Below are 22,168 nucleotides of genomic sequence, written 5' to 3'. Positions count from 1 at the left end.
TGATTAACGACGCTTTCAAATGTTTGAATTCTTACTTAATTTTCTTGAGCAACCCTTGTGCTTCTTCTAATTTCGTTGCTTGAGCTCCAATTTCGCCCTCTTTCTTGGATGTTGCAGACTCGTTGTCTTTTATTTTTTGCTCCGATTCCGCGATTTTTTTCTTGTAATCTTCGATATCTTTTTTAGATCTTTCAATGTCTTTCAACAAATCTTCTTTCTCGCCATTCAATTTTTTCAATGCTTTGGCTTCAAGGTCTATTTTACCCTCTACACTTGATTTTGCGGCAGCTTGTGCAAATTTTTTCACTCTTTCCTGAATAGCCTTGTGTTGCTCGTGATGTTCGCCATGTGTCATGTATGCTCCACCCAAATCAACTGCAAAAGCAACTTTAAACTCCCCTCCACTTTCGATAATTTTGGCATATCCATCAAAGTACTTGTCTCCCATTGCTTTGATTTTCGATTGTTTGGTGGTGTACTCATCTTTTGAGCTGTTGTATTTTCCACCCCAATCTTTCATCTCAGACTTCAATTCTTTTTCAATAATGTCTTTGTTTCCATAAGGAATATTTACAACAATTGCGTCGAATGATCCGTGCGAAAAACTTATTTTCTCATTAGAAGTTTTTATCTCTTGTCCAACTACCCATGTAGTTAGTAATGTTGCTACGAAAAGTGTTAATTGTTTCATGTATTATGTAGGATTAAATCATTTCAATTTTTTGACCGTCTTTTTGCGATCTGTTATTTGCGCATTTTGTGTCTTTATTTCGGCTTGTTTTGCAGTCAATTCAGTTTGCTTTGTTTGAATCTTTTTTTCAGACTCGACAATTTTTTTCTGGTAATTTTCAACATCTTTTTTAGAACTTGCTATTTCCTTTTCGAGTTTCTTTTCTTCCTTCTCCAGCGACTTTAACGCTTTTTTATCCGTATCAAGATCTACTTGAACACTTGCTGCAGAAGCTTTGTTTCCAAAAAGTCTCACTCGTTCATAAATGTGTTTGTATTCAGTTGGATGATCCATTCTGTTCACAAATTTTCCACCCAAATCAACGGCAAATGCCACTTTAATCTCATTTACCGATTCAATAATCTTTGCATGAGTATCGTGGCGCTTATCTCCCATGGCCTTTAATCTACCTTGGATGACCACATATTCGTCGCCTGTTATACTCAACTTTCCTTTCCAGCTTTTCAACTCCGATTTCAATTGAGCTTCAACAGCTTCCCGTTTTCCAAATGGAATAGTAACTACTACTGCTTCGTGAATTCCGCTGGAAAATTGAATAACCTCATCTGTAACTTTTACTTCCTGTGCCCAAAAATGGGTTGGTAAAAAACATGTAACTGTTAGAACTAAAAAAAAGAGTGACTTCATAAAATCAAATTTGTTCCTCCAAGGTATAAACTTTGAACTGTTCTACAATATTTTTATACATTTTTTACCACTTCTTGTAGCCAGAAACTTTAACTTTATGCCGTGCAATTCAATTCAATACCTGGACAAGAAGAACTAAAATCTCATTTGATCGAAGAAGTCAAAGGAGGTAAAATTAGTCATGCTCAGTTATTTGCTGGGAAATCTGGCCACGCAACTCTTCCACTTGCACTTGCATTTATTCAGTATATTTTCTGTGAAGACAAAGGAGAAAAGGATAGCTGTGGAAAATGTGCTTCGTGTAAAAAAGTAGATGACTTACAACATCCTGATTTGCATTTTTCATTTCCAACGGTTCAAACTCTTTCAAAAATAACCAACCCACTTCTACCGCTTTGGCGAACTCAAATCAAAGAACAACCCATTTTTGACTTATATCATTGGACCAAACGAATAGATGACAAGGAGCGAAAACCTATTATCGGGACGGAAGAAAGTTTGGAGATTGTGAAAAAATTGGCCTTGAAATCTTACGAAGGCGGATACAAAGTGATGTTGATTTGGATGGCGGAAGAAATGAATCCAACTTGTGCCAATAAATTATTAAAGATCTTAGAAGAACCACCAGCAAAAACCTTGTTTTTATTGGTTACTGATGATCCAGATAAGCTATTAATCACCATTCGATCTAGAACACAAATCTTGCGGGTTTCTTCTTATCCAATGGATGTCATTCAACAGGTAGTTGAAAATAGCGGAATTACACGACAATTAGCTGAAAGTATTGCCGCACGAAGCAACGGAAATTTGATTGATGCGCAGCAAATAATGGGCGATCAAAGCGAAGCAAATTTGTTTCGGGAGTTGTTTATTCAACTGATGCGGGTTTGCTTCAAAAAAGATGTCAATGGAATGCTTGATTGGTCGGAACAGGTTTCTGCTCTTTCACGAGAAGGTCAAAAACAGTTTGTTCAATATGCTTTGCACATGGTTCGACAAAGTTTATTGAAAAATTACACGCAAGATATGCTAACTCGTGTTTCTCAGGAAGAAGCTGCTTTTTTAAATAATTTTGCGCGTTTTATTTCCAATAACAACGCACTTGATTTCATGGAAATTTTTAACGACGCTCATTACCATTTAGACAGAAATGCCTACGGAAAATTACTTTTCACTCAGGTTTGTTTTCAAGTGATGCGATTTATTCATCGCGCTTAAAAGCTAGTTTAGTATTAACATATCGTGCTTTGTGGCAAATTTTTTCTGAACCACATTCACCTTTTCACTTTCAATCTCCTGCTCCAAGTTGATTTTGCCTATCGCAGCTTCAATCTCACCAATCAAAGCTTCCTCATCCGTAAAATCAGATTTCAGGTATCGATCCTCCAAATTTAAAAAATGGGTGATTTTAGTATTTCCATTCACTTTCATGTACTGAAAGTACTGTAGTGTTTGCATCGTTAACGAGCTATCCCCATCAAATGGTTGAATATTTTTCAATTCTAAAGTCGACTTCTCGCATAACTGAGTCAATTCATCACAAGCTTTCAATGCTTCCTCAATACTTAAACTCGTATCTAATGCTTGCGTGTAAACCGCATTTACTTTCTCAATATGGTCCACAATGAAATCATTATACTCAACTACATCATTAAATGATTTTCTTTTATCGTTGTTCTGGTTACAAGAAACCATAAACAGTGCTAATGACATACTACAAAAAAGGAATACAAACTTCATAATTGGCAATTTTAAAATTGTGACCGAAAATAAATGAATAAATTGAATTTCACTAGAATCCAGCAATTTTCGTTCAGATTTCGCTATTCACAACTTACTGTTGTGAAGTACTCTTAAAAATACAAATCTCCTATTTTAATTTTCGTATTTTTACATCAAATTAGAAAACTATGGGATGTTCCTCGTGTAGTAGCGGAGGTGGTACGCCACGTGGCTGCAAAAATAACGGGACCTGTAGTTCTGGTGGATGTAATAAACTAGGTGTTTTCGATTGGTTGGCAAATATGCAACTTCCAGCTGGTCAAACGCCCTATGATATACTTGAAATTCGCTTTAAAAATAGTCGCAAGACATTTTACAGAAATGCGAAAAACCTCTCACTTCAAGTAGGTGATGTGGTAGCAGTGGAAGCTAGCCCAGGATTTGATATTGGGGTTGTTTCTGTTATAGGTGAATTAGCCAGAATTCAGGTCAAAAAGAAATCTCCCGGTTTAAAACCGATGGAGACTAAAAAGATTTTGCGTATTGCAACGCAAGAAGATATTGATAAATGGGGTCAAGCCCGTGCGTTGGAATCTGAAGTCATGTTTCAAGCACGAACTTTAGCTGTAAACATTGGCTTGGAGATGAAAATCTCGGACGTTGAATACCAAGGAGATTTATCCAAAGCAACCTTTTATTACACCGCAGAAGGACGCGTTGATTTTCGCCAGTTGATTAAAGACATGGCAGATCAATTCAAGATTCGCGTAGAAATGCGTCAAATTGGATCTAGACAAGAAGCTCAAAGATTGGGTGGAATTGGTTCTTGTGGAAGAGAATTATGTTGCTCAACTTGGTTAACAGATTTCCGTTCCGTTTCAACATCTGCAGCGCGCTATCAACAACTATCACTGAACCCGCAAAAATTAGCTGGTCAATGTGGTAAGTTAAAATGCTGTTTGAACTACGAATTGGATATGTATTTGGAATCGATTAAATCATTCCCAAGTACGGAAGTGAAATTACAAACCGAAAAAGGAACGGCTTTCCACATCAAAACAGATGTTTTTAAACGTCAGCTTTGGTACATGTATGAAGGTGAAGCTTCTCACGGTGTAGGTTTGGTTGCGCTTTCTCCAGAACGCGTTCAAGAAATCATTAAAGTCAACAAAGCTGGTAAAAAAACGGCGGATTTGAAAGATTTTGACACGCATGTAGTTACCCGCAAAGAACCCGATTACGACAATGTTGTAGGACAGGATTCCTTAAATCGTTTCGACAATACATTTGGAAGCAAAAACAAAAAACGCAAGAAGAAAAAACCAGCTGGACCACGCGCGGAAGGTGAAGCAGTAAATACGGCTCCTAGACCAGCTCAGCCGCCAAAACCAAGACCACAACAGCCAAATAAACCACAGAATAGACCCCCACAGCCACAGGCAAATAAACCTGTTGAAGCGAAAGTGGTTAATCCAGGTGAGAATACGGCCGAAGGTCAGGCAAATCCTGCTAAACGCAAAAATAATCGTCGGAGACCACCACGTAAACCAAATGGAGGAAATGAAGGCACTGAAAAATAGTTGGATATTTGTTTTATTGTTGCTTCTCTGCGCTTGTGGGGAAGCACCAGTTTACAATAAATCATATTCTTTCAAGAACAATTCTTGGGAGCAGGATGTGAAACCCGTTTTTAAGGTGAATATCCCTGACACAACTTCGTTTTACAATATTCAAATCACGATTCGTACTACGACTGACTATGCTTTCAACAATTTGTGGTTTTTCATTCGTTCCAAATCACCAAAAGGTCAAATTGGAAGAGAGCCTTTCGAGATAAAGATCGCGCATCCTGATGGTTCTTGGATTGGAGAAACATCAGGAACGATTGTAGAAAATACCGTATATTTCAAGCATCGAAAATTTCCTCAAAAAGGAGATTATATTTTCACTTTCGAGCAAGGAATTACCGAACAAAGTGCCAAAAACATCTTAGATATCAGCTATGCTGTAACCAAAGATTCAAATCAAAAATAACATGGAAATCAAAGTCATCAATCAATCAAACAATGAGTTGCCACACTATGCAACAGTAGATTCTGCTGGTTTAGATATTCGTGCTTTTTTGAGTGAATCAGTAACACTAAAACCATTAGAAAGACGCTTAATTCCAACAGGATTGTATCTGGAAATTCCAAGTGGTTTTGAGGTGCAAATTAGACCTCGAAGTGGGTTTGCATTCAAACAAGGAGTTACTGTTTTGAATTCTCCAGGAACCATTGATGCCGATTACCGCGGTGAAATTGGCGTTTTATTGATCAATCTTTCACAAGAAGATGTCCTTATTGAGACTGGTGATCGAGTAGCCCAAATGGTTGTAGCGCCTTTTATACAGGCAACATTGAATCAAACAAATGAACTTTCAGAAACTAGCCGCGGAGAAGGTGGTTTTGGAAGTACAGGAAAAAATTAAATTCAAACTATGAAAGTTATCGTTCCAATGGCGGGGCGTGGTAGCCGACTAAGACCACATACTTTAACAGTTCCCAAACCGCTTGTTCCAGTTGGTGGAAAACCAATTGTGCACCGTTTGGTAGAAGACATTGCTGCTGTTTGTAACGAACCGATTGAAGAAATTGGGTTCGTTATTGGCGATTTCGGGATTGAAATTGAAAACGAACTGATCAAAGTAGCTGAAAAATTAGGAGCAAAAGGAACCATTTTCTATCAGGATAAACCACTAGGTACTGCTCACGCAGTTTTATGTGCTGAAAAATTATTGGACGGACCTGTTGTTGTTGCTTTTGCAGATACCCTATTTCGTGCAAATTTCACCATTGACCCAAATGCCGATGGAATTCTCTGGGTAAAACAAATTGAAGATCCAAGTAATTTTGGGGTGGTCAAAATGAACGAAAATGGAGATATTATCGATTTCGTAGAAAAACCCAAAGAATTTGTTTCCGATTTAGCAATGATTGGTATATACTACTTCAAAGACGGTTTAGCATTAAGAGACGAATTAAACTATTTGGTAGAAAACGGCATCATAAAGAGTGGTGAATATCAACTTCCTGATGCTTTGCGCAGACTGACTGAAAAAGGAAAACGTTTTAAGCCAGGAGAAGTAGATGAATGGTTAGATTGTGGAAACAAAGAAGTGACTGTTATTACGAATCAACGAGTGCTGGAATATGATTATGAAAAAGGTCTCGACTTGGTAGATGATTCAGCCAAAGTCTTGAATTCAATTATTATTCCCCCTTGTTATATTGGGAAGGATGTCATTCTAGAAAACTCCGTAGTTGGTCCGCATGTGTCTCTTGGAAAAGGGTCTATGGTGACCAATTCTATTATTAAAAACAGTATTTTACAACAAAATTCAATCATTATTGATGCGAACTTGAAAGACTCCATGCTTGGTTCACATTCTAAGTATAAAGGTTTGGCTCGAGATTTGAGCTTAAGCGACTATTCAATTATTAGCTAATGAAACAACTCCTTTACTTCAGCATCCTTGTTTTTCTCCTCCCCGCTTGTGGGACAAAAAAAGTAGTGACTGAAAACACCAATTCACAAAATGACTTGGCTTATATTCAGACCTTTCACAATGCGTTGCGTTACAAGTTAAAAGGACAAACAACCAATGCAATTCAAGCTTTTGATTCTTGTTTGGTTATTCGACCAACAGATGATGCCGCAGCTTTTGGGTTGAGTCAATGCTATTTGCAAATAGACAATAAAACAAAGGCCACTCAATATACAGAGATGGCTTCTAAATTGGATCCCAACAATATTTGGTATACTCAAGAATTGGGATACATGTATTACAATCAAGGGAAGTTTGTGGAGTCGGAAAAATGCTTTGCTAAAATGGTAAAAGCACAACCCGCAAATGTAGATTGGTTATTTGCACATGCCGATTTATTGAAGCGGTTGAATCGTCAAACAGAAGCTATTAATTCGTTGGACAAAATGGAAGATCAATTGGGTGTTCTGCCTGATTTATCCATTCAGAAGTTTGAATTATACCTCTCCTTAAAACAAGATGAGAAAGCAATCGCTGAAATTGAAAAAGCACGAACAGTTTTTCCAGATGAATTGAGCTTAATTGGAACCTTGGTAGATTATTATTTTTCCAAAAGAGAAGTTTCAAAAGCGCAAAATATGTTGGTGGAATTGGTTAAAAATGATCCCAGTAATGTGAGAGCCAATATTGCTTTGGGCGATTTGTTTTACCGTCAATTAAACAAACCAGAAGCTTATAAATATTTCATTGCTGGTTTTCAAGGAACAGGAGTTGATATCGACACTAAAATGTCTATCGTGTTAGAAATGTATGAAAAACAGCCTGTTGTTGACAAAGAACTAATCGAATTAGCGGATTTAATCATTGCCAATTATCCAACTGATGCGAAAGGATATTCAGTAAAAGGTGATTTGTTATTAAAAAACAATGAGAAAGAAGCTGGTTTGGCGGCATATAAAAGTGCACTAACTTTTGAACAAAACAAATTCCCTATTTGGAATCAAGTTTTAATGTTGGAGTATGAATTGTTGAAGTTTGATGATTTATACAAAGATGCTCGAGCTTGTAGTGCTTTGTTTCCAACTATTTCGTCTGTGCAATTACTTTATACAATCGCTTGTGTACAATTAGATCATTTTCAAGAAGCAATTGATGCAGCAGATATGGGCAAAGAATTGGTTGTAAATGATCCTGCGATGGAATCTGAGTTTTTTGCACAAAAAGGAGATGCGCTTTTCGGGTTGAAGAAAAACAAAGAAGGAATTGAATCTTATGAAAAAGCAGTATCCATTGATCCTACCAATTTATTGACGAAGAACAATTATGCGATGCGATTAGCCCTTTCAAATACTGATTTAATAAAAGCAGAAAAATTAATTGACGAAGTATTGATGTCAAGTCCCAAAGTTGCTTCTTTTATTGATACGAAAGGAATAATTTTATTCAAGAAAGGGAACTTTAAAGGAGCATTGGAACAGTTTGTAATTGCAGATGAACTGGATAAAGAAAATAAAAACTACACCGAACACTTAGGCGACGCATTCTTCAAATTAGGAGATATTAGCAAAGCCTTGGAATACTGGAAAAAAGCACTTTCACTAGGATCAAAAAACAAATTACTTACTAAAAAAATACAATCAAAATCGTATGTCGATCCGGAATATTAAATGGCTTGGACTAGCAGTATTAATCGTACTTGGGTCATGTGCGAGAAGACCTGTTGCAGATAAACCCATCAAATTAGAAAAAAGGAAATTAGCAGAGCTTGTTCATGTCATGGATAGTCTTACCGTTTTGCGTCCCAATTCGTTTTATACAAAAATCAAATGTAATTTTTCAGATACAAATCGCAGAATTAGTTTTAAAACATCTGTTCGTTGTATAAAAGATAGTATTATCAACCCATTGATAACCTATCTCGGAATTCCATTCGTAAACTCCATCATTCGGTCAGATTCTCTCATCATTTCAAATCGGAAAGATAAATGTGTCATTCGTTCAAACATGAATTTCATCAAAGAATCATTCGGTGTTGATTTTGATTATAAAAACGTGGAAGAATTATTACTTGGTTTACCCGTAGCCTACGATACAGCTCAGCGTTATTTCCTAATAAACGATCCTTACAACTACATCATTTCTTCTCACCGCAAAAGAGTTATCAAAAAAGAAACGAAAATAAAATATGATAGGGATGGAATTTTACAACTCAAAAAAGATCGCAACGAAAATGACGACGAAGATAACAACGTACTCATCCGTTATTACATCGATCCTTCTTTGAAAAGCATCCAGAAATTAGTAATCGATAGCCCAGATGACACAACCCATATCGTTGTTGATTATTTCAGCCGAGATACGGTGGATACCTACTTATTGCCAAAAGAAGTTGTCATTGATATTGTAACTGCACGAAATCATATCGTTCTAACAATGGATTATGATAAAACAGAAATTAATACACCTCAGGAAATTTACTTTGTAATACCGGAAGAGTATGGTGAATGCAGTACTAAAAAATAGTCTTTTTGTTATTCTACTCTTTGTAGGAAGCACTCTTTGGGCGCAAAAGAAAAGCGATCAGTTACAAGCGGAGCAAAATAAGTTGGAAAAGAAACTTTCCACTACCAAATCGCTATTGGACAAAGTAAAGAAAGGCACTGAATCATCATTGAATGAACTTAAATTGATTGAGAATCAAGTGAAAAACCGCGAATTATTGGTTCGAAATTTTGACAATCAAATACGAAGTGCTGAATTAACTATTTCTTCTAAAGGAGAACAAATAAAGGAATTGGAAAGCAGACTAATTCGTTTAAAAGAGCAATACAAAAAACTCCTAATCTACGCTTATAAACATCGAAACAAATCAGCCAAAATGATGTTTGTTTTTTCCTCTTCGAATTATTTTGAAGCAGTGAAGCGAACTTCTTATTTAAAAAGACTATCCGAAATTCAACAAAAACAGTTTAAAGTTATCCTCCAAAACGAAAAAACGATTCACAAAGAAATTAGTACCATTAAGAAGGAAAAAGAACACAAAAAAGTGTTGTTGGATGAAAAAATTGTAGAAAAGAAAGAGATTGAAAAAGACAAAACCAACAAACAACTTGCCTTGGAGAAATTGCGAAAAGACGAAAATTCGTTATTATCGGATTTAAAAGAACAAGAGCGACAAAAATCGGAGTTGAAGCGTCGAATCAAACTTGCCATCGAAAAAGAAATTGCAGACGCAGAAGCAAAAGCGCGCAAAGAAGCGGAGAAAAAAGCAGCTTTAGCATCAAAAACTACAACCACATCTACAACGCCTTCAAAAACGACAACTACTACAGCTCCTTCAAAAGAAGTAGTATTTACAGATACGAAGGAAAACATTGCTCTGGGTAAAAGTTTCGAGTCAAATAGAGGGAAATTACCTTGGCCAGTAGCCAAAGGATCAATTACTGAGAATTACGGTAAAAATGCACATCCAACTTTGCCCAACGTTTTTACAAACAATAACGGAGTTGATATTGGTGCACCAAAAAATGCACAAGTGCGCGTAGTTTTTGATGGGGAAGTAACCAGTGTGTTAAATATTCCAGGAGCTGGTAAAGTAATTATTGTGAAACACGGAACATATCGCACCGTATATAGTAACCTGCAGGAGGTTTATGTTTCTGTAGGCGAAAAAGTGAGTTCAAAACAATCGATTGGTTCTTTGCTTGCTGATGAAGAAGGAAATTTATCGACATCCCATTTTGAAATTCATCAAGTAGTGGAGGGAAATGTACAGCGAATTAATCCTTCCTTATGGTTGGCACAATAGTCTTTTAGCAAATCGTTTTGTTTTCTCCCTCTTACAAGCTGTTAAATACTCTATCACAATACACGCATACTAACTCAACGATAGATTTAATTCATTTAACGTCTTTTATGAACCTTCAACTCAGTTATTTAATGTAGTTTTGTACCGCGTAAGATAAACCACTATTCCAGTAAGATTTATAATGTTTATTGGTATATGTACAACTTTCTCTCCTTAACTCTCCTCGTTAATTTATTTGTATTTTCTTGTTTCGGTCAAACTGGCCCAGCAGGTGTTGGTACTCCATCAACAAATGTACTCTGGTTAAAAGCTGATGCAGGAACAAGCACCATGACGAATGGCGCTCCTATTTCTAGTTGGAATGATCAATCTGGGAATGGAATCGTATTGAATCAAACTACAACAAACCAACAGCCATTATTTGTCAGTTCTTTGATGAATGGATTTCCATCTGTAGAATTCGATAATAACGGTTCAAGTGGTCAAAACGACTATCTAATCACACCCGATAATTCCATTTTTGACAACACAAGTGCATATAGCTTTTTCACTGTAACTCGAATGAAAGGATTTGGGGATGCCCAATCCATTATCAGTAAACGCAATAATGTAGGAAACGAACAAGCATTTATGCTTTTTTATTACACTGGAAACAGATTATTTGTGGATATTGACAACGATAACAACCGTTTTTCAAATAGCGTCGTCAGTACAATCAACACCAACAAAATATACGATATTTTTTATGACGGAACAGCATTAGCTGCTCAACGTTCCACTATTTTCGAGCAGGAAGTTTTGCAAACAACAAGTACTGAAAACAGTGCAAATGTTCCAGATAAAAACTCCCCCCTATTAATTGGAGCAACACACTCTGGCGATCCAAGAGCATTTAATGGCTACATTTCAGAAATCATCATGTACCGCACAAAAGTAAACGATGCACAACGAATCATCATTAACAATCACCTATCTGCCAAATACGATATTCCTCTAACATCCAATGATTTATATTTTGGAGATAATCCCGGAAATGGAAACTACGATCGTAATGTAGCAGGTATTGGACGAGATGCTACTGGTGCTACAAATTCGCAATTCGCTCCTTCTACATCAGCAGGAATGGGAATTCAATCGATATCTGGTTTAGATAATAATGATTACATCATTGCTGGACACGCCTTTTTAACGAATAGTGAAATCACTACTGACGTTGCTGGAATTAGTGGAACAAATATTTCTCGTTGGCAACGTATCTGGTACATTGATATCACCAACACTGGAGCTGTAAACACAACAAATATGACTTTCGATATGAGTGATGGCGGAATGGCTGGAGTGAATTTAGGAGTTACTTCGAATTACATTTTAATCTACCGACCAAACCAATTTGGACCGTGGACAGAAATTGCTGCTGCAAACTCAATTATCGGTGATCAGATCAATTTTATCAATCAAAGTTTGACTTTAGATGGTTATTACACGCTTGCTACCAAAGACTTTACGGTGAGTCCACTTCCAGTGGAAATCGTTTCTTTCGATGCAACCTTAATGAATCGTCAAGTGGAATTGAATTGGCAAACTGCTAGCGAATTCAATAGCAGCTATTTTGATGTACAAAGATCTGCTGACGGTGAAAATTGGACGACTATTGGAACTGTTACTGCTCAAGGAAATAGCCAAACATTGGTTGATTATAAATTGACAGATAAAATGCCACTCGTTGGGATTTCTTATTACCGATTAAAACAAGTTGATCAGAATGGAGCATTTGATTTCTCAGACATTCGCTCAATCAATAACAGCAGTAAAATGAACCAAGTGAAGATTTATCCAAACCCTACGGATAAAGGAATGGTGACTATTGCTTCAGACGAGCCAATTTCGCGGATTGCCGTTTACAACGCAGTTGGACAAGTCATTTTTGAAAAGACATTGGGGTCAGAAGATATTTACTTATTAGATACCCAATCGTTCGAATCTGGGATGTATTGGATTCACTTGAATGACGAAAATTACAAATTGATTGTTCGCTAAAAGAGTAATTATCAATTATAAGTGATTTAATTATCAAGGAAGATGCTCATTTGAATTTCTTCCTTGATAATTCATAATTGATCATTTATTTAAATTCTGATTCCAACTACACAAATATCATCCACTTGTTCCTGTTTTCCTTTCCAATTATTGTAATGAAAAATCAGCTCTGATTTCTGTTTTTCCAAATCAAAATCCGTGATTGAAGACAACAAATTTCGGAATCGTTGACGGTTAAATTTCTTCACATTTTCACCACCAAACTGATCCGTATATCCATCTGAGAACAAGTAAAATTGATCCCCTTTTTCCAATCCAAAATGAATGGTTTCATATTCTTTCGACTCTTTGGAAGTATGGCCAATAGAGTCCAATCCTTTTTTAAATTCAACCAATTGACCATTTCGAATAAGAATCATTGGTCTTCCTGCACCACAAAAAGAGCCTTTCATTTGAGACAAATTAAACTTACAAAACACCAAATCCATCCCATCTCTGGTGGTTCCTTCCGTTAAATGTTCGTTGAACAAACTCGTTAATTCTTGATCCAATAATTCAACAATTTTTGCCGGATCGGATAAGCCTTCCAATCGGATAATTTGACGCAACAATGCATTTCCAGCAATATTAACCATCGCACCAGGAACACCGTGTCCTGTGCAGTCACCTACCGCAAAATACACCTCATCGTGATGTTGGAAAATCCAATAGAAATCTCCGCTAATGATATCTTTTGGTTGAAAAATAACAAAAGCATCGGAAAATACATTTTGGAAAATGCGTTCGTTTGGCAAAATACTACGTTGCAAACTTCCTGCATAACGCATACTTTCTTGTAACGTTTTTGCTTGTTCTTCCAAATAATTAATTCGATTGGCAAATTCTGCGGATACCAGATTGGGCTCTGCTATCTGAACTACCTCATCCAAAACGAGTGTGTCCATGACTAAAAAATAAAATTGAAAAAGATTGTTTGTTGAAGAATTTTAAGAGGTTCAACAGCCTCTATATGCATTTAGACCCTACAAAAATGGGGCATAAATCGCATTCGCCACATGACGTGACCCGCAAAATTTCGATATGTAGAAGTGAAATTCACAAAACAAAACTAATCAAATTTTCAATTAATCTACTTTTTGAGTAGAATAATTGTTCTTTATATTGATATTGGCGTGGTTCTTTTTCAATTTCCTCAAATTGGCAATTCTCAATAGTACGAATCGCATATTCAAAACTAATACAAAATTTTGTTTTTCAATTAGTTGCGTTAAAATCTGGAAACTTATTTTGCTTCCAGCACCGTTTTAATCGTTTCTTCAAACTGCTCAATTGGCTGAGCTCCTGAAACCGCATATTTTCGGTCGAACACAAAGAAAGGAACACCCCGAACTCCAATTTGTTGTGCTTCTGAAATATCATTATTCACAGCACTTGCAAATAACCTTTCATCTGCCAAAACATCTTTAATATCTAGAGGGTTCAATCCAACTCCAACACACAACTCCATCAATGTATCTGCATCATTCAAATCTCTTCCATCTGTAAAATACGCTTTGAAAAACGTTTCTTCAACGGCATCACCCAAACCTTTTGTTTTAGCCAATTGAATCAATCGATGTGCTTGAAACGAGTTTGAAATAACCGCTTTTTCAAAATGATAATCGAGGCCTACTTCTGCTGCTCGAGCAACTACTCCAGCATGCATTTGTTTGGATTCTTCAACTGACATTCCTTTGCGTTCGGCCAAATATTCGTAAACGTTCTTATTGGGTTGTGGAACAATCGTTGGATCCAGCTGAAAGCTTTTCCACTCAATTTCAAATTGTTCATCTGGAAAATGACTTAATGCAGCTTCCAAATGTCTTTTACCAATATAGCAAAATGGACACATAATGTCCGACCAAACTTCAATTTTCATCCTACAAAAATAAACCAATTTACCCAGGTAAGTACACTCTTAACAATTCTTGTGCAAGCTCATCAACTGAGATTTTATCAATTGGATGCATCCAGTTTTCGATTTCTTGAAACTTTCCATTTGCTAGTAATTCCTGAACATTCTTTGTTTCCGATTTTGAGACCATTGTGTCTTCTGATCCGCGCAACAATTGAACAGGAATTTGAATGTGATGAAAATCATAGGGCCTTAAAGAAGGGTTTTTTCCAAGCCCCATCATCATTTTTGCCGTTCTTTCAAGAACCAGTTTCCAGCCAATTTCTCCATGAAGTGATTTCAAATAGGCCGCAAATTCAGGTACTTTCGCTTCTATTTTCTCGGCATTTAACATTGCTGCTTCTTTTTCAGAAGTTACTGGATTCCAGTCAAATTTTGTACCTAAGGTTACTACTTTTTCAAACGAATTAGCTTCGAAACCTTCTAGTTTTAGAGCCACATATCCACCCATGCTGTACCCGAAAATCAGTGGTTTGTGAATTTCATGGAAAGTCATAAAGTCTTTCAGATTTTGTGCGAAAAGCTCAATAGAAAAATCTCCATCAGCGTTAGATTTCGAACCATGACCGTCAAAGTCAAAAGTGTGAATATTAAAATGCGGAGTCAATTTTTGCACCAACTGTTCAAATTGAATTTTGGCTCCCAACGCTCCGTGAAGAATGATCAAGTTTTTCATACGCGAAGATAACAAGAAATCCGTCTCCCAGTCCCAATCGGGAACAGAAGACGGACTTGGGCATTGGCTTGAGTTACAGCGCCCGATTATAAGTAGAGTTGGTTATTTAATCTCTTATTCTACAGTGACGATAATTTTAGAAATATAATCTCCATCCCATGTCACTTCAATCGTTTCGTACCATTGTTCTGCAGAACAAACATACGTTCCGTCAGCTTTGATATTCGTAATTGATAGCCCAGCTGTTGCAGGATCTCCAAGAATCGCTTCTCCATTTTCAGTTGTAATGTCGTATGGATTTACTCCTTCTTTTACATAGTTTTTAGCAGCTTTCAAAATACCACTACCATCTGTAAACTCATTCAAGAATGATTTCATACGGTCACTCACTTTCACTGTTGCTTCATCTTTCAATGTTCCAACTTCCAATGAAGCAGATGCATCACCGTAAGACTTGATCTTGATTGACAGCTTTGAATTTGCTATATCCACTAAGTATAAGTCACTTTTATCAGGACTTGTTGTGATATCTAGATCTCTCACGAAAGGACCAGATACTAAGAAATCAACTTTCTCCAATTCGGTCTCACCATCCATCAACGAAGCAAAATAGTCTCCATTTGCAGCTTTCACATCTACTAATAAATAGATTTTCCCTTCTGGTGCAACAAGTGTTTGTTGTTCTTCTTCATTTACTAACACTGTGCTTGCTTTAAAATCAACTGTGATTTTTTGACCGTCAAAAGCAGATTCTTGTCCTTTTTTGATGGTTACTGGTGGCTCAGATGAACAAGATCCAACCAAAAATCCTAATGCTACAAGTGATAACGTAATTAATCTCATAATGTATGTTTTGAGACAAAAGTACAGGAAGATCAAGTAGTAATTCGCTGATTTTGGTGTCCGATTGGGACAAATTGGCAAGTGCGTTGATTTTTTAAGTAAGCGTACTTGTTGTTTCTCTATATATGAGAATTTGAGTAGTTTTTGAGCATGCAGCCCTACATTATTTTCATCAGGGAGGTAAAGCTTTAAAGGAAAGATTAGTATAACATACCTCTTTTAAACTAACCGTCTACAAATAATTTGTTGAGCATGTAAGCAATTTAGCAAAATTGCTTACATTTTAATTTTAAAACATTTATTTTCAATAAGTTAACTCGTTTTTGTTAGCAATTTTACTAATTCATTTCAAGAAACTGAATCCTAATCGAAAAGCGTAAGATAAGGAATTGAAAAAAGAACATTTGTTCCTTCATTTGGCGTTGAAACAATTTCGAATTTGAAGGCTCCTTTTCTTCTTTTATTCAGCAAATTGATTCGTTTCTCAGTGATTTGAACCGCCATTGATTCATGTTCTTTTATTTTATTTAAATCATCCGAAGTGAATCCATGACCGTTATCAGCTATTCTAATTTCTACTTCATTTTTGTTTTTTCGATAGGATATGTATAGCTCTCCTGGTTTGTCTAAATCAGAAAATCCGTGTTCAATTGCATTTTCGATGAATGGCTGAATAAGCATTGGAGGTAACAATAGATTGTCTGGCGAAATTGCCTCATCAATATCAATTGTAAAGTTGAACGAATCGCTGAACCGAAGTTGTTGTAAGCGAATGTAATCTTTCAACCAATTAAGTTCTTCCGATAAAGAAATATTATTGATGGAAGAATGCTGTAGAATAGACCGAACCAAACGAGCGAAGGATGTCAATAATTTACCCGATTCTTCCGTATCGTGTTTCAACATAGAGGTATGAATAGCATGAAGCACATTGAAAATAAAATGTGGATTCATTTGAGTTTGCAGTAAACGCTGCTCCATTTCCACGGTTGCTTTTTCTGATTTCAGACGGTTGTTTCTAAGAGCTATGACAGCAATCACACAAATCAATAAGATCAATAAAACAGATCCGTAAATAAAGTAATTGCGCTGATTGATCTGCAAATCCTTGAGTAAATTTTCTTGTTTCAAGCGCTCATTTTCCTTTTGTTTCTTTTCTGTTTCAAACTCTTCGCGTGCGCGGGAAATTGCACGTTGAATCTCTGCATCCTGATTGGCTTCAAAAAGGGCTTTGGATCCTTCCAAATATTTTAGCGCCAAATCAGTATTTCCCATCGCTTTATAAACATGATAAAACTCTCTTTGGACATTGGATTCTAAACCAAGATGTCTTGGATTTCCTTTAATTAAAGGATATCTTAATTTCAAGCCTTCAATTGCCTTATCGTACTGTTTTAAAGATCTATATGCTACAGACTTATACATGGACAACATCACCATTCGAATTGTATCCGAATACATTTCATAAACCGCATCACATTCATTTGCAAGCTGCAAGGCTTTATGAGGTCTGTTTGTTTCACTATAAATGGAAGCCAGATTCATTTTACAGGATAATATGTGTTCCTGGTCATTCAATTTCTTTTGAAACTCAAGTGCTTCCCCAATATAAGCTTCTGCTTCAGCATACTGGTCTTTCCCTGATATCTCAGCACCTAAATTGAGCAACATCCGGGAAAGTTGCATCGTATCCTTTAATTCTCTCAGCATAGCGACGGACTTTCTGAAGTATTTTTCTGCTTCAGCGCTTCGGCTAAGATCACTCAGCAAGATAGCAACTTCGCCCAGTTCTTTAGCCTGATCCTCTTTTAAGTTGTGTTTTTCATAGTACCGGAGAATTTTTAAGCTGTTCTCCAATGCTTTGTCATAATCCCCAATGAACTTGTAATAATTTGTGTAATAGGCTTGGTTTTTTATAATCAGAAAATCATTTCCACCCATTTTTTTATAAATACTATCTGATTTTTTCAGGTGATGGATCGTTTTGCCCCATTCGTTCGTAAGGGTGTAATAGAATCCATAAGCCGCATGTGTCAATGCTATTTGTCGGCTAAATTTAAGCTTTGTAGCCAATTGGAACGAACTGTCCGTATACGCTTTATACAAACGTGTATCCATTCCAAAACTATTTCTAGCAATCTCATAATACAACTTTGCCTTCACGGTATCTTCTTTTTGGTGGTACCGGAGTTTTTTCAACAACTCCTTCGGCTGCGAAAAAGATAAACCAGCGAAAAAGCAGAATACAACAAGAACAATAGAGCGGCTAACTTTCTGCAAACAGCCTAATTTTTCAAATACATTCATTCCTTCAAATTTTATACTAGTGGGAACCTTTAAAATGAGCCAAAACTTCCTCTTTTTTTCGGGTAGAAACCGGAATTTCAATTCCATTGGGCAGGATTAAAAATCCGCCGTTTCGTTTGTCGAACTGTGTTACATGGCGCATATTCACCAAATAACTTTGATGGGTGCGAATAAAATGAGTGCTATTTATGATGCCTTCAAAATGCGCCAATGTTTTGGAAACCAAAATTTCTTTGCGATCAACAAAGAAAAAGTGCGTATACGCTCCATCTGCAAGACAATACGTGATATCATCAATCGCTGCAATATGAAGTACATCAGCGGTATTTAATACAATTCGTTTTGGTTCTTCGGGTGAAAATTGCTGGCGAAAAACATCCAATTGCTCCAATATTTTATCATTCTGAATGCGCTTATGTGCTTTCAACAAAGCAGCAATCAACTCCGATGGATCAAAGGGTTTCAACAAATAATCCAACGCAGAAACCTGAAACGCTTTCAATGCAAAATCATTGTAAGCTGTAATAAAAATCGTAGGTATATAGCGCGGAGCAATTGTTTGAAGAATCTCAAACCCGCTTTTATCGTGTAGTTGAATATCTAGCAACAGCAAATCTGGATCAAAATCTGCGATTTCTTTCAGAGCACTGGCAACACTATCAGCTTCGCGGACAACGAGTTCGTTGATACCACTAAGAGATAATACCATCTGACAGTTTTCCCGGGCTATTTTTTCGTCGTCTACAATTAATATTTTCATCAATGGATGTAAAAATGGAGTACTTCAAAAATACAAAAATCCGCCCTGATTTCTCAAGACGGATTTACAATGTACATTATTAAATTCTTACTGTTTCACCACTCGCTGAACGCTATGCCCTTGCGAATTTTTAAAATCAAATAAATAAACTCCGCGTTCGAAGTTTTGAAGCGAAATGATTCCTTGATTTTGGATTTGATCTTTCAAGACGACTTTTCCTTGTAAATCGTAAACGGTCAATTCTGCATCTGAGCCAGAGAAATTGATGTGGACCTGATCGTTCGTTGGGTTGGGCATGACTGAAAATTCCTGATCTGTATAAGAACCAACACCTAAATCCATGATGGAGACACAGTCCGAGGTATCGGAGCATCCATCAACATTCACAACAATAACCGCATAAGATCCATTCTCAGAAGGGATGAACATATTACTCGATGCCTCTGGAATAAGCGAATTCGTTGTGCAATTTATCCATTGATACGTGCTGCCACCTAATGCCGACATCGTTCCATTATTAAAGAAAGCTTGCGCATTTGGTAGATTTAATACTGTCAGATTCAAATTTACAGAAGAATCACAGCCTGCTGAATTAACCAATGTTTGATCATAAGAGCCTGATGCAAAATAGGTCTGTTCATTTGTCCACGTGTATAAACCGCAAGACGTTATATTTGTAGTGGAAGAATTATTATTGAGTGTCAGGTTTAATCTTAGAATCGAATCGCACCCCATGTTATTTGGAATGATTCGAATATAACTTCCGCTCTGATTATATGTTATCCCATTCGTCCAGGTAAAATGACCACATTCGGTAACACTGGTGTCTGGCCCAAAGGTAGATTGACAAATCTCCAAACGGGATATGCTATTTCGTCCTATATCGTCGACCGCACTAAAACTACCACAAATTATGATCTTTTCATCTGGTTGGATTTCAAATGAATTAACCGTTAAATTTGGACCTGTACCAGTATTGAAGGTGTAATCTAATTCTCCGTTGGCCTGGAATCGTGCCAGATTATTTAGCTGTAGAAATCCATCCGTAGAAAAAGCCCCGCAAACCAAAATTTTTCCACTAGGAAAAACGGAAATTTCTTGAATAAATGTTGAATAAACAGTGTTACCCGTCTGAAATGAATTATCCAATGTTCCATCTTCATTGATCCTAGCAATTCCCTTATGATCCAGATTATTAACCCCATCAAAGTAACCACCTATTATCAATTTTCCATCTGGCTGTAACTTACATGCCGAAACGTATGCATTGCAAGAAATATTGTAAGTATTATCCAAATCTCCGTTGGGTAACAATCTTGCCAAATAGAAACGAAACACAGTATTTATTATTGTAAACGATCCACCTATAATTATTTTACCATCCGATTGAATCTCACTGGTAAGAATTCTTTCATTTAGTACTATTTCACTGTTAAAACTCATATCAAAAGAGCCACTTGGCAATAACCTGGCTATTTTCCTAAACTGAGAAGAGTTTGTATTATTAAAATCACCCGCTACAACTATTTTCCCATCTGACTGCAATGAAAGCGTATAAATGGTCCCAGAATAGTTTTGAAAGGGTGAAATGAATGTCGTATCAATTGCTCCGTTCGGATGAAGTCTGGCGATTTTTGGACATATAACCCCCTGATAATTATGGAAATCTCCAATAATTAGAATTTTTCCATCCGGTAATGATTTCATAATCCGGATCCACGGATAACCTATTCCAGAATCCTGGAAACTGGTATCTACTTCTCCATTTGATTCCAGACGCACTATCCCACGATAATTTTCAGTGTTTACAACCCTGAAATTACCAGCCACTACAATCTTTCCATCTGGTTGCAATATGGAGCAAGTACCTGGTCCACCCAATCCAGTTAATCTATTAAAATCCAAGTCCAATAAGCCATTCGACTCTAGACGAGCAATGTTATTTTTAAAAACACCTGAAATGTATGAAAATGACCCTCCTACAATAATTTTTCCATCTGTTTGAACTGACAAACTATATACTCTAGCTAGATTGGTTGATTCTGTAAATGTATTATCTTCAGCTCCATCCGAATTCAATCTGACAAGAGAATTGATTATATAATTAGGAAACCCCGGCATAGGCACTTCCGATTCTATTACCATCAGTATTTTATCGTCTGACTGAACAGCAACTCTGGATACGCCTACCGATGAGTCTAATAAGGCACTTAAGTCAAAGGAATTATCGACAGTCCCATCAGGCAATAATCGAAACATATTTGCATAATTAGATCCGTTAAAGGATGTAAAACTTCCGGTAACCATTATTTTACCATCACTTTGAACAGCAATATCTTTAACCTGACCTGCGATTCCCAAGTCAGTTGGAAAAGATGAATCTAAACTCCCATCGGAATCCAGTCTAGCCAAACAATATAAGGGGCTTCCATTCACTGTTGAAAAAACACCTCCCAATAGTATTTTACCATCATTCTGCAGAGCTATTGTCAAAGCTTCGTAATCAGTACCAGAAGAGATAAATGTAGTGTCCAATAAACCATTTGGAAGTATGCGAGCTATATGATTTCTCACTTGCGCCCCAGACCACAATTGAAAATTTCCAGCAATAATCATTCTTCCATCTGGTTGGATCAGAACATTACGAATTGAGCCATTCGTAAAGAAATCCAACTGAAAAGTCGAATCAACACTGCCATCCGAATTTAATCTTGAAATATTGCGGTGCCCCAATCCATATTCATCTATCACGAAGTTTCCGACTGCAATTATTTTACCATCGTTCTGTATTTTCAAGTCGTTAATAGCTGAAATACCATAAAATGGTGGGTGAAAACTAGTATCAACAGATCCATTGGTATGCAATCGGGCAATTCTTAACTGAACCAAATTCACCGAGTATAAATCTCCGCCGATAATCACTTTCCCATCTGTTTGAACAGCGGTTGCGTAAACTTCATCATCCGCACCATATCCTTGATTATATCCAATGTCCAATGGATTAAATGTTAGATCGTTCGTTACAGATTGCGAGAAACTCACAATTGAAAGGTGGAGAATAATTAGAATAGTTAGAATACGATTCATAGGGCTAAATTGATTCGACAAACATACAAAAATCGGCCCTGATTTCTCAAAACGGATTTTCAATTACTTA

Annotated in this window: 19 protein-coding genes; 9 read left to right on the top strand and 10 right to left on the bottom strand. The window is 36.7% G+C overall.

Annotated elements, in window-relative coordinates; translation table 11 throughout:
- Positions 1 to 31 precede the first annotated feature (31 nt).
- The gene (locus FLUTA_RS08230) at positions 32 to 691 is read right to left on the bottom strand and encodes a hypothetical protein (protein ID WP_013686404.1); all 660 of its coding nucleotides are present in this window, start codon (positions 689 to 691) and stop codon (positions 32 to 34) included.
- 18 nt (positions 692 to 709) lie between these two features.
- On the bottom strand, positions 710 to 1,378 hold the full coding sequence (locus tag FLUTA_RS08225; protein WP_013686403.1) for a hypothetical protein: 669 nt from the start codon (positions 1,376 to 1,378) through the stop codon (positions 710 to 712).
- A gap of 102 nt (positions 1,379 to 1,480) precedes the next feature.
- On the opposite strand from FLUTA_RS08225, the gene FLUTA_RS08220 reads away from it, so the two are divergent.
- Entirely contained in the window at positions 1,481 to 2,596 is a 1,116-nt protein-coding gene (locus FLUTA_RS08220; RefSeq protein WP_013686402.1) for a DNA polymerase III subunit, read from the top strand.
- 3 nt (positions 2,597 to 2,599) lie between these two features.
- Here the strand turns inward: FLUTA_RS08220 and FLUTA_RS08215 are convergent, their stop codons facing one another.
- Positions 2,600 to 3,118, bottom strand: coding sequence for an LIC11966 family surface protein (locus FLUTA_RS08215; protein WP_013686401.1), 519 nt, complete (start codon positions 3,116 to 3,118; stop codon positions 2,600 to 2,602).
- Positions 3,119 to 3,288: 170 nt separating this feature from the next.
- Here FLUTA_RS08215 and FLUTA_RS08210 point away from each other — a divergent pair, with 170 nt between their 5' ends.
- The 8 genes from FLUTA_RS08210 to FLUTA_RS08175 all read left to right on the top strand — a co-directional run bounded on the left by FLUTA_RS08210 (position 3,289) and on the right by FLUTA_RS08175 (position 12,471).
- Entirely contained in the window at positions 3,289 to 4,680 is a 1,392-nt protein-coding gene (locus FLUTA_RS08210; RefSeq protein ID WP_013686400.1) for a PSP1 domain-containing protein, read from the top strand.
- Positions 4,661 to 5,134 (top strand): gliding motility lipoprotein GldH, encoded by a 474-nt coding sequence (locus tag FLUTA_RS08205; protein ID WP_169312070.1) that lies wholly within the window; start codon positions 4,661 to 4,663, stop codon positions 5,132 to 5,134. The genes FLUTA_RS08210 and FLUTA_RS08205 overlap by 20 nt, the downstream gene beginning before the upstream one ends.
- 1 nt (position 5,135) lies before the next feature.
- Positions 5,136 to 5,570 carry a dUTP diphosphatase gene (gene dut / locus FLUTA_RS08200; protein WP_013686398.1) on the top strand — a complete coding sequence of 145 codons (435 nt, stop codon included), beginning with the start codon at positions 5,136 to 5,138 and terminating at the stop codon, positions 5,568 to 5,570.
- Positions 5,571 to 5,579: 9 nt separating this feature from the next.
- Positions 5,580 to 6,587, top strand: coding sequence for a sugar phosphate nucleotidyltransferase (locus FLUTA_RS08195; protein ID WP_013686397.1), 1,008 nt, complete (start codon positions 5,580 to 5,582; stop codon positions 6,585 to 6,587).
- A complete protein-coding gene (locus FLUTA_RS08190) occupies positions 6,587 to 8,293 on the top strand; it encodes a tetratricopeptide repeat protein (RefSeq protein WP_013686396.1) in 1,707 nt (568 codons plus the stop codon). Before FLUTA_RS08195 ends, FLUTA_RS08190 begins: the two co-directional genes overlap by 1 nt.
- Positions 8,274 to 9,149 carry a lipoprotein insertase outer membrane protein LolB1 gene (lolB1, locus tag FLUTA_RS08185; protein WP_013686395.1) on the top strand — a complete coding sequence of 292 codons (876 nt, stop codon included), beginning with the start codon at positions 8,274 to 8,276 and terminating at the stop codon, positions 9,147 to 9,149. The genes FLUTA_RS08190 and lolB1 overlap by 20 nt, the downstream gene beginning before the upstream one ends.
- Entirely contained in the window at positions 9,124 to 10,434 is a 1,311-nt protein-coding gene (locus FLUTA_RS20685) for a murein hydrolase activator EnvC family protein (protein WP_013686394.1), read from the top strand. Before lolB1 ends, FLUTA_RS20685 begins: the two co-directional genes overlap by 26 nt.
- A 195-nt stretch (positions 10,435 to 10,629) precedes the next feature.
- Positions 10,630 to 12,471 carry a T9SS type A sorting domain-containing protein gene (locus FLUTA_RS08175; RefSeq protein ID WP_013686393.1) on the top strand — a complete coding sequence of 614 codons (1,842 nt, stop codon included), beginning with the start codon at positions 10,630 to 10,632 and terminating at the stop codon, positions 12,469 to 12,471.
- Positions 12,472 to 12,560: 89 nt separating this feature from the next.
- Here FLUTA_RS08175 and FLUTA_RS08170 read toward each other — a convergent pair whose 3' ends face one another.
- From FLUTA_RS08170 to FLUTA_RS08140, 7 genes are all read right to left on the bottom strand, one after another.
- Positions 12,561 to 13,415, bottom strand: coding sequence for a PP2C family protein-serine/threonine phosphatase (locus FLUTA_RS08170; protein WP_013686392.1), 855 nt, complete (start codon positions 13,413 to 13,415; stop codon positions 12,561 to 12,563).
- A 338-nt stretch (positions 13,416 to 13,753) separates the two neighbouring features.
- Positions 13,754 to 14,389, bottom strand: coding sequence for a DsbA family oxidoreductase (locus FLUTA_RS08165; RefSeq protein ID WP_013686391.1), 636 nt, complete (start codon positions 14,387 to 14,389; stop codon positions 13,754 to 13,756).
- 19 nt (positions 14,390 to 14,408) lie between these two features.
- Positions 14,409 to 15,101, bottom strand: a complete 693-nt coding sequence (locus tag FLUTA_RS08160) for an alpha/beta fold hydrolase (protein WP_013686390.1) — start codon at positions 15,099 to 15,101, stop codon at positions 14,409 to 14,411.
- Between the two features lie 114 nt (positions 15,102 to 15,215).
- Positions 15,216 to 15,944 carry a hypothetical protein gene (locus FLUTA_RS08155; RefSeq protein WP_013686389.1) on the bottom strand — a complete coding sequence of 243 codons (729 nt, stop codon included), beginning with the start codon at positions 15,942 to 15,944 and terminating at the stop codon, positions 15,216 to 15,218.
- A 363-nt stretch (positions 15,945 to 16,307) separates the two neighbouring features.
- Positions 16,308 to 18,251, bottom strand: a complete 1,944-nt coding sequence (locus FLUTA_RS08150) for a tetratricopeptide repeat-containing sensor histidine kinase (RefSeq protein ID WP_013686388.1) — start codon at positions 18,249 to 18,251, stop codon at positions 16,308 to 16,310.
- A gap of 16 nt (positions 18,252 to 18,267) precedes the next feature.
- Positions 18,268 to 19,011 carry a LytR/AlgR family response regulator transcription factor gene (locus FLUTA_RS08145; protein WP_013686387.1) on the bottom strand — a complete coding sequence of 248 codons (744 nt, stop codon included), beginning with the start codon at positions 19,009 to 19,011 and terminating at the stop codon, positions 18,268 to 18,270.
- 87 nt (positions 19,012 to 19,098) lie between these two features.
- A complete protein-coding gene (locus tag FLUTA_RS08140; RefSeq protein ID WP_043023720.1) occupies positions 19,099 to 22,098 on the bottom strand; it encodes a T9SS type A sorting domain-containing protein in 3,000 nt (999 codons plus the stop codon).
- Between the last annotated feature and the right edge of the window lie 70 nt (positions 22,099 to 22,168).

The sequence above is a fragment of the Fluviicola taffensis DSM 16823 genome (assembly GCF_000194605.1).
Lineage (GTDB): Bacteria > Bacteroidota > Bacteroidia > Flavobacteriales_D > Crocinitomicaceae > Fluviicola > Fluviicola taffensis.
Note: the sequence above shows the minus strand (reverse complement) of the source record. Positions and strands in the feature narration are given on the sequence as shown.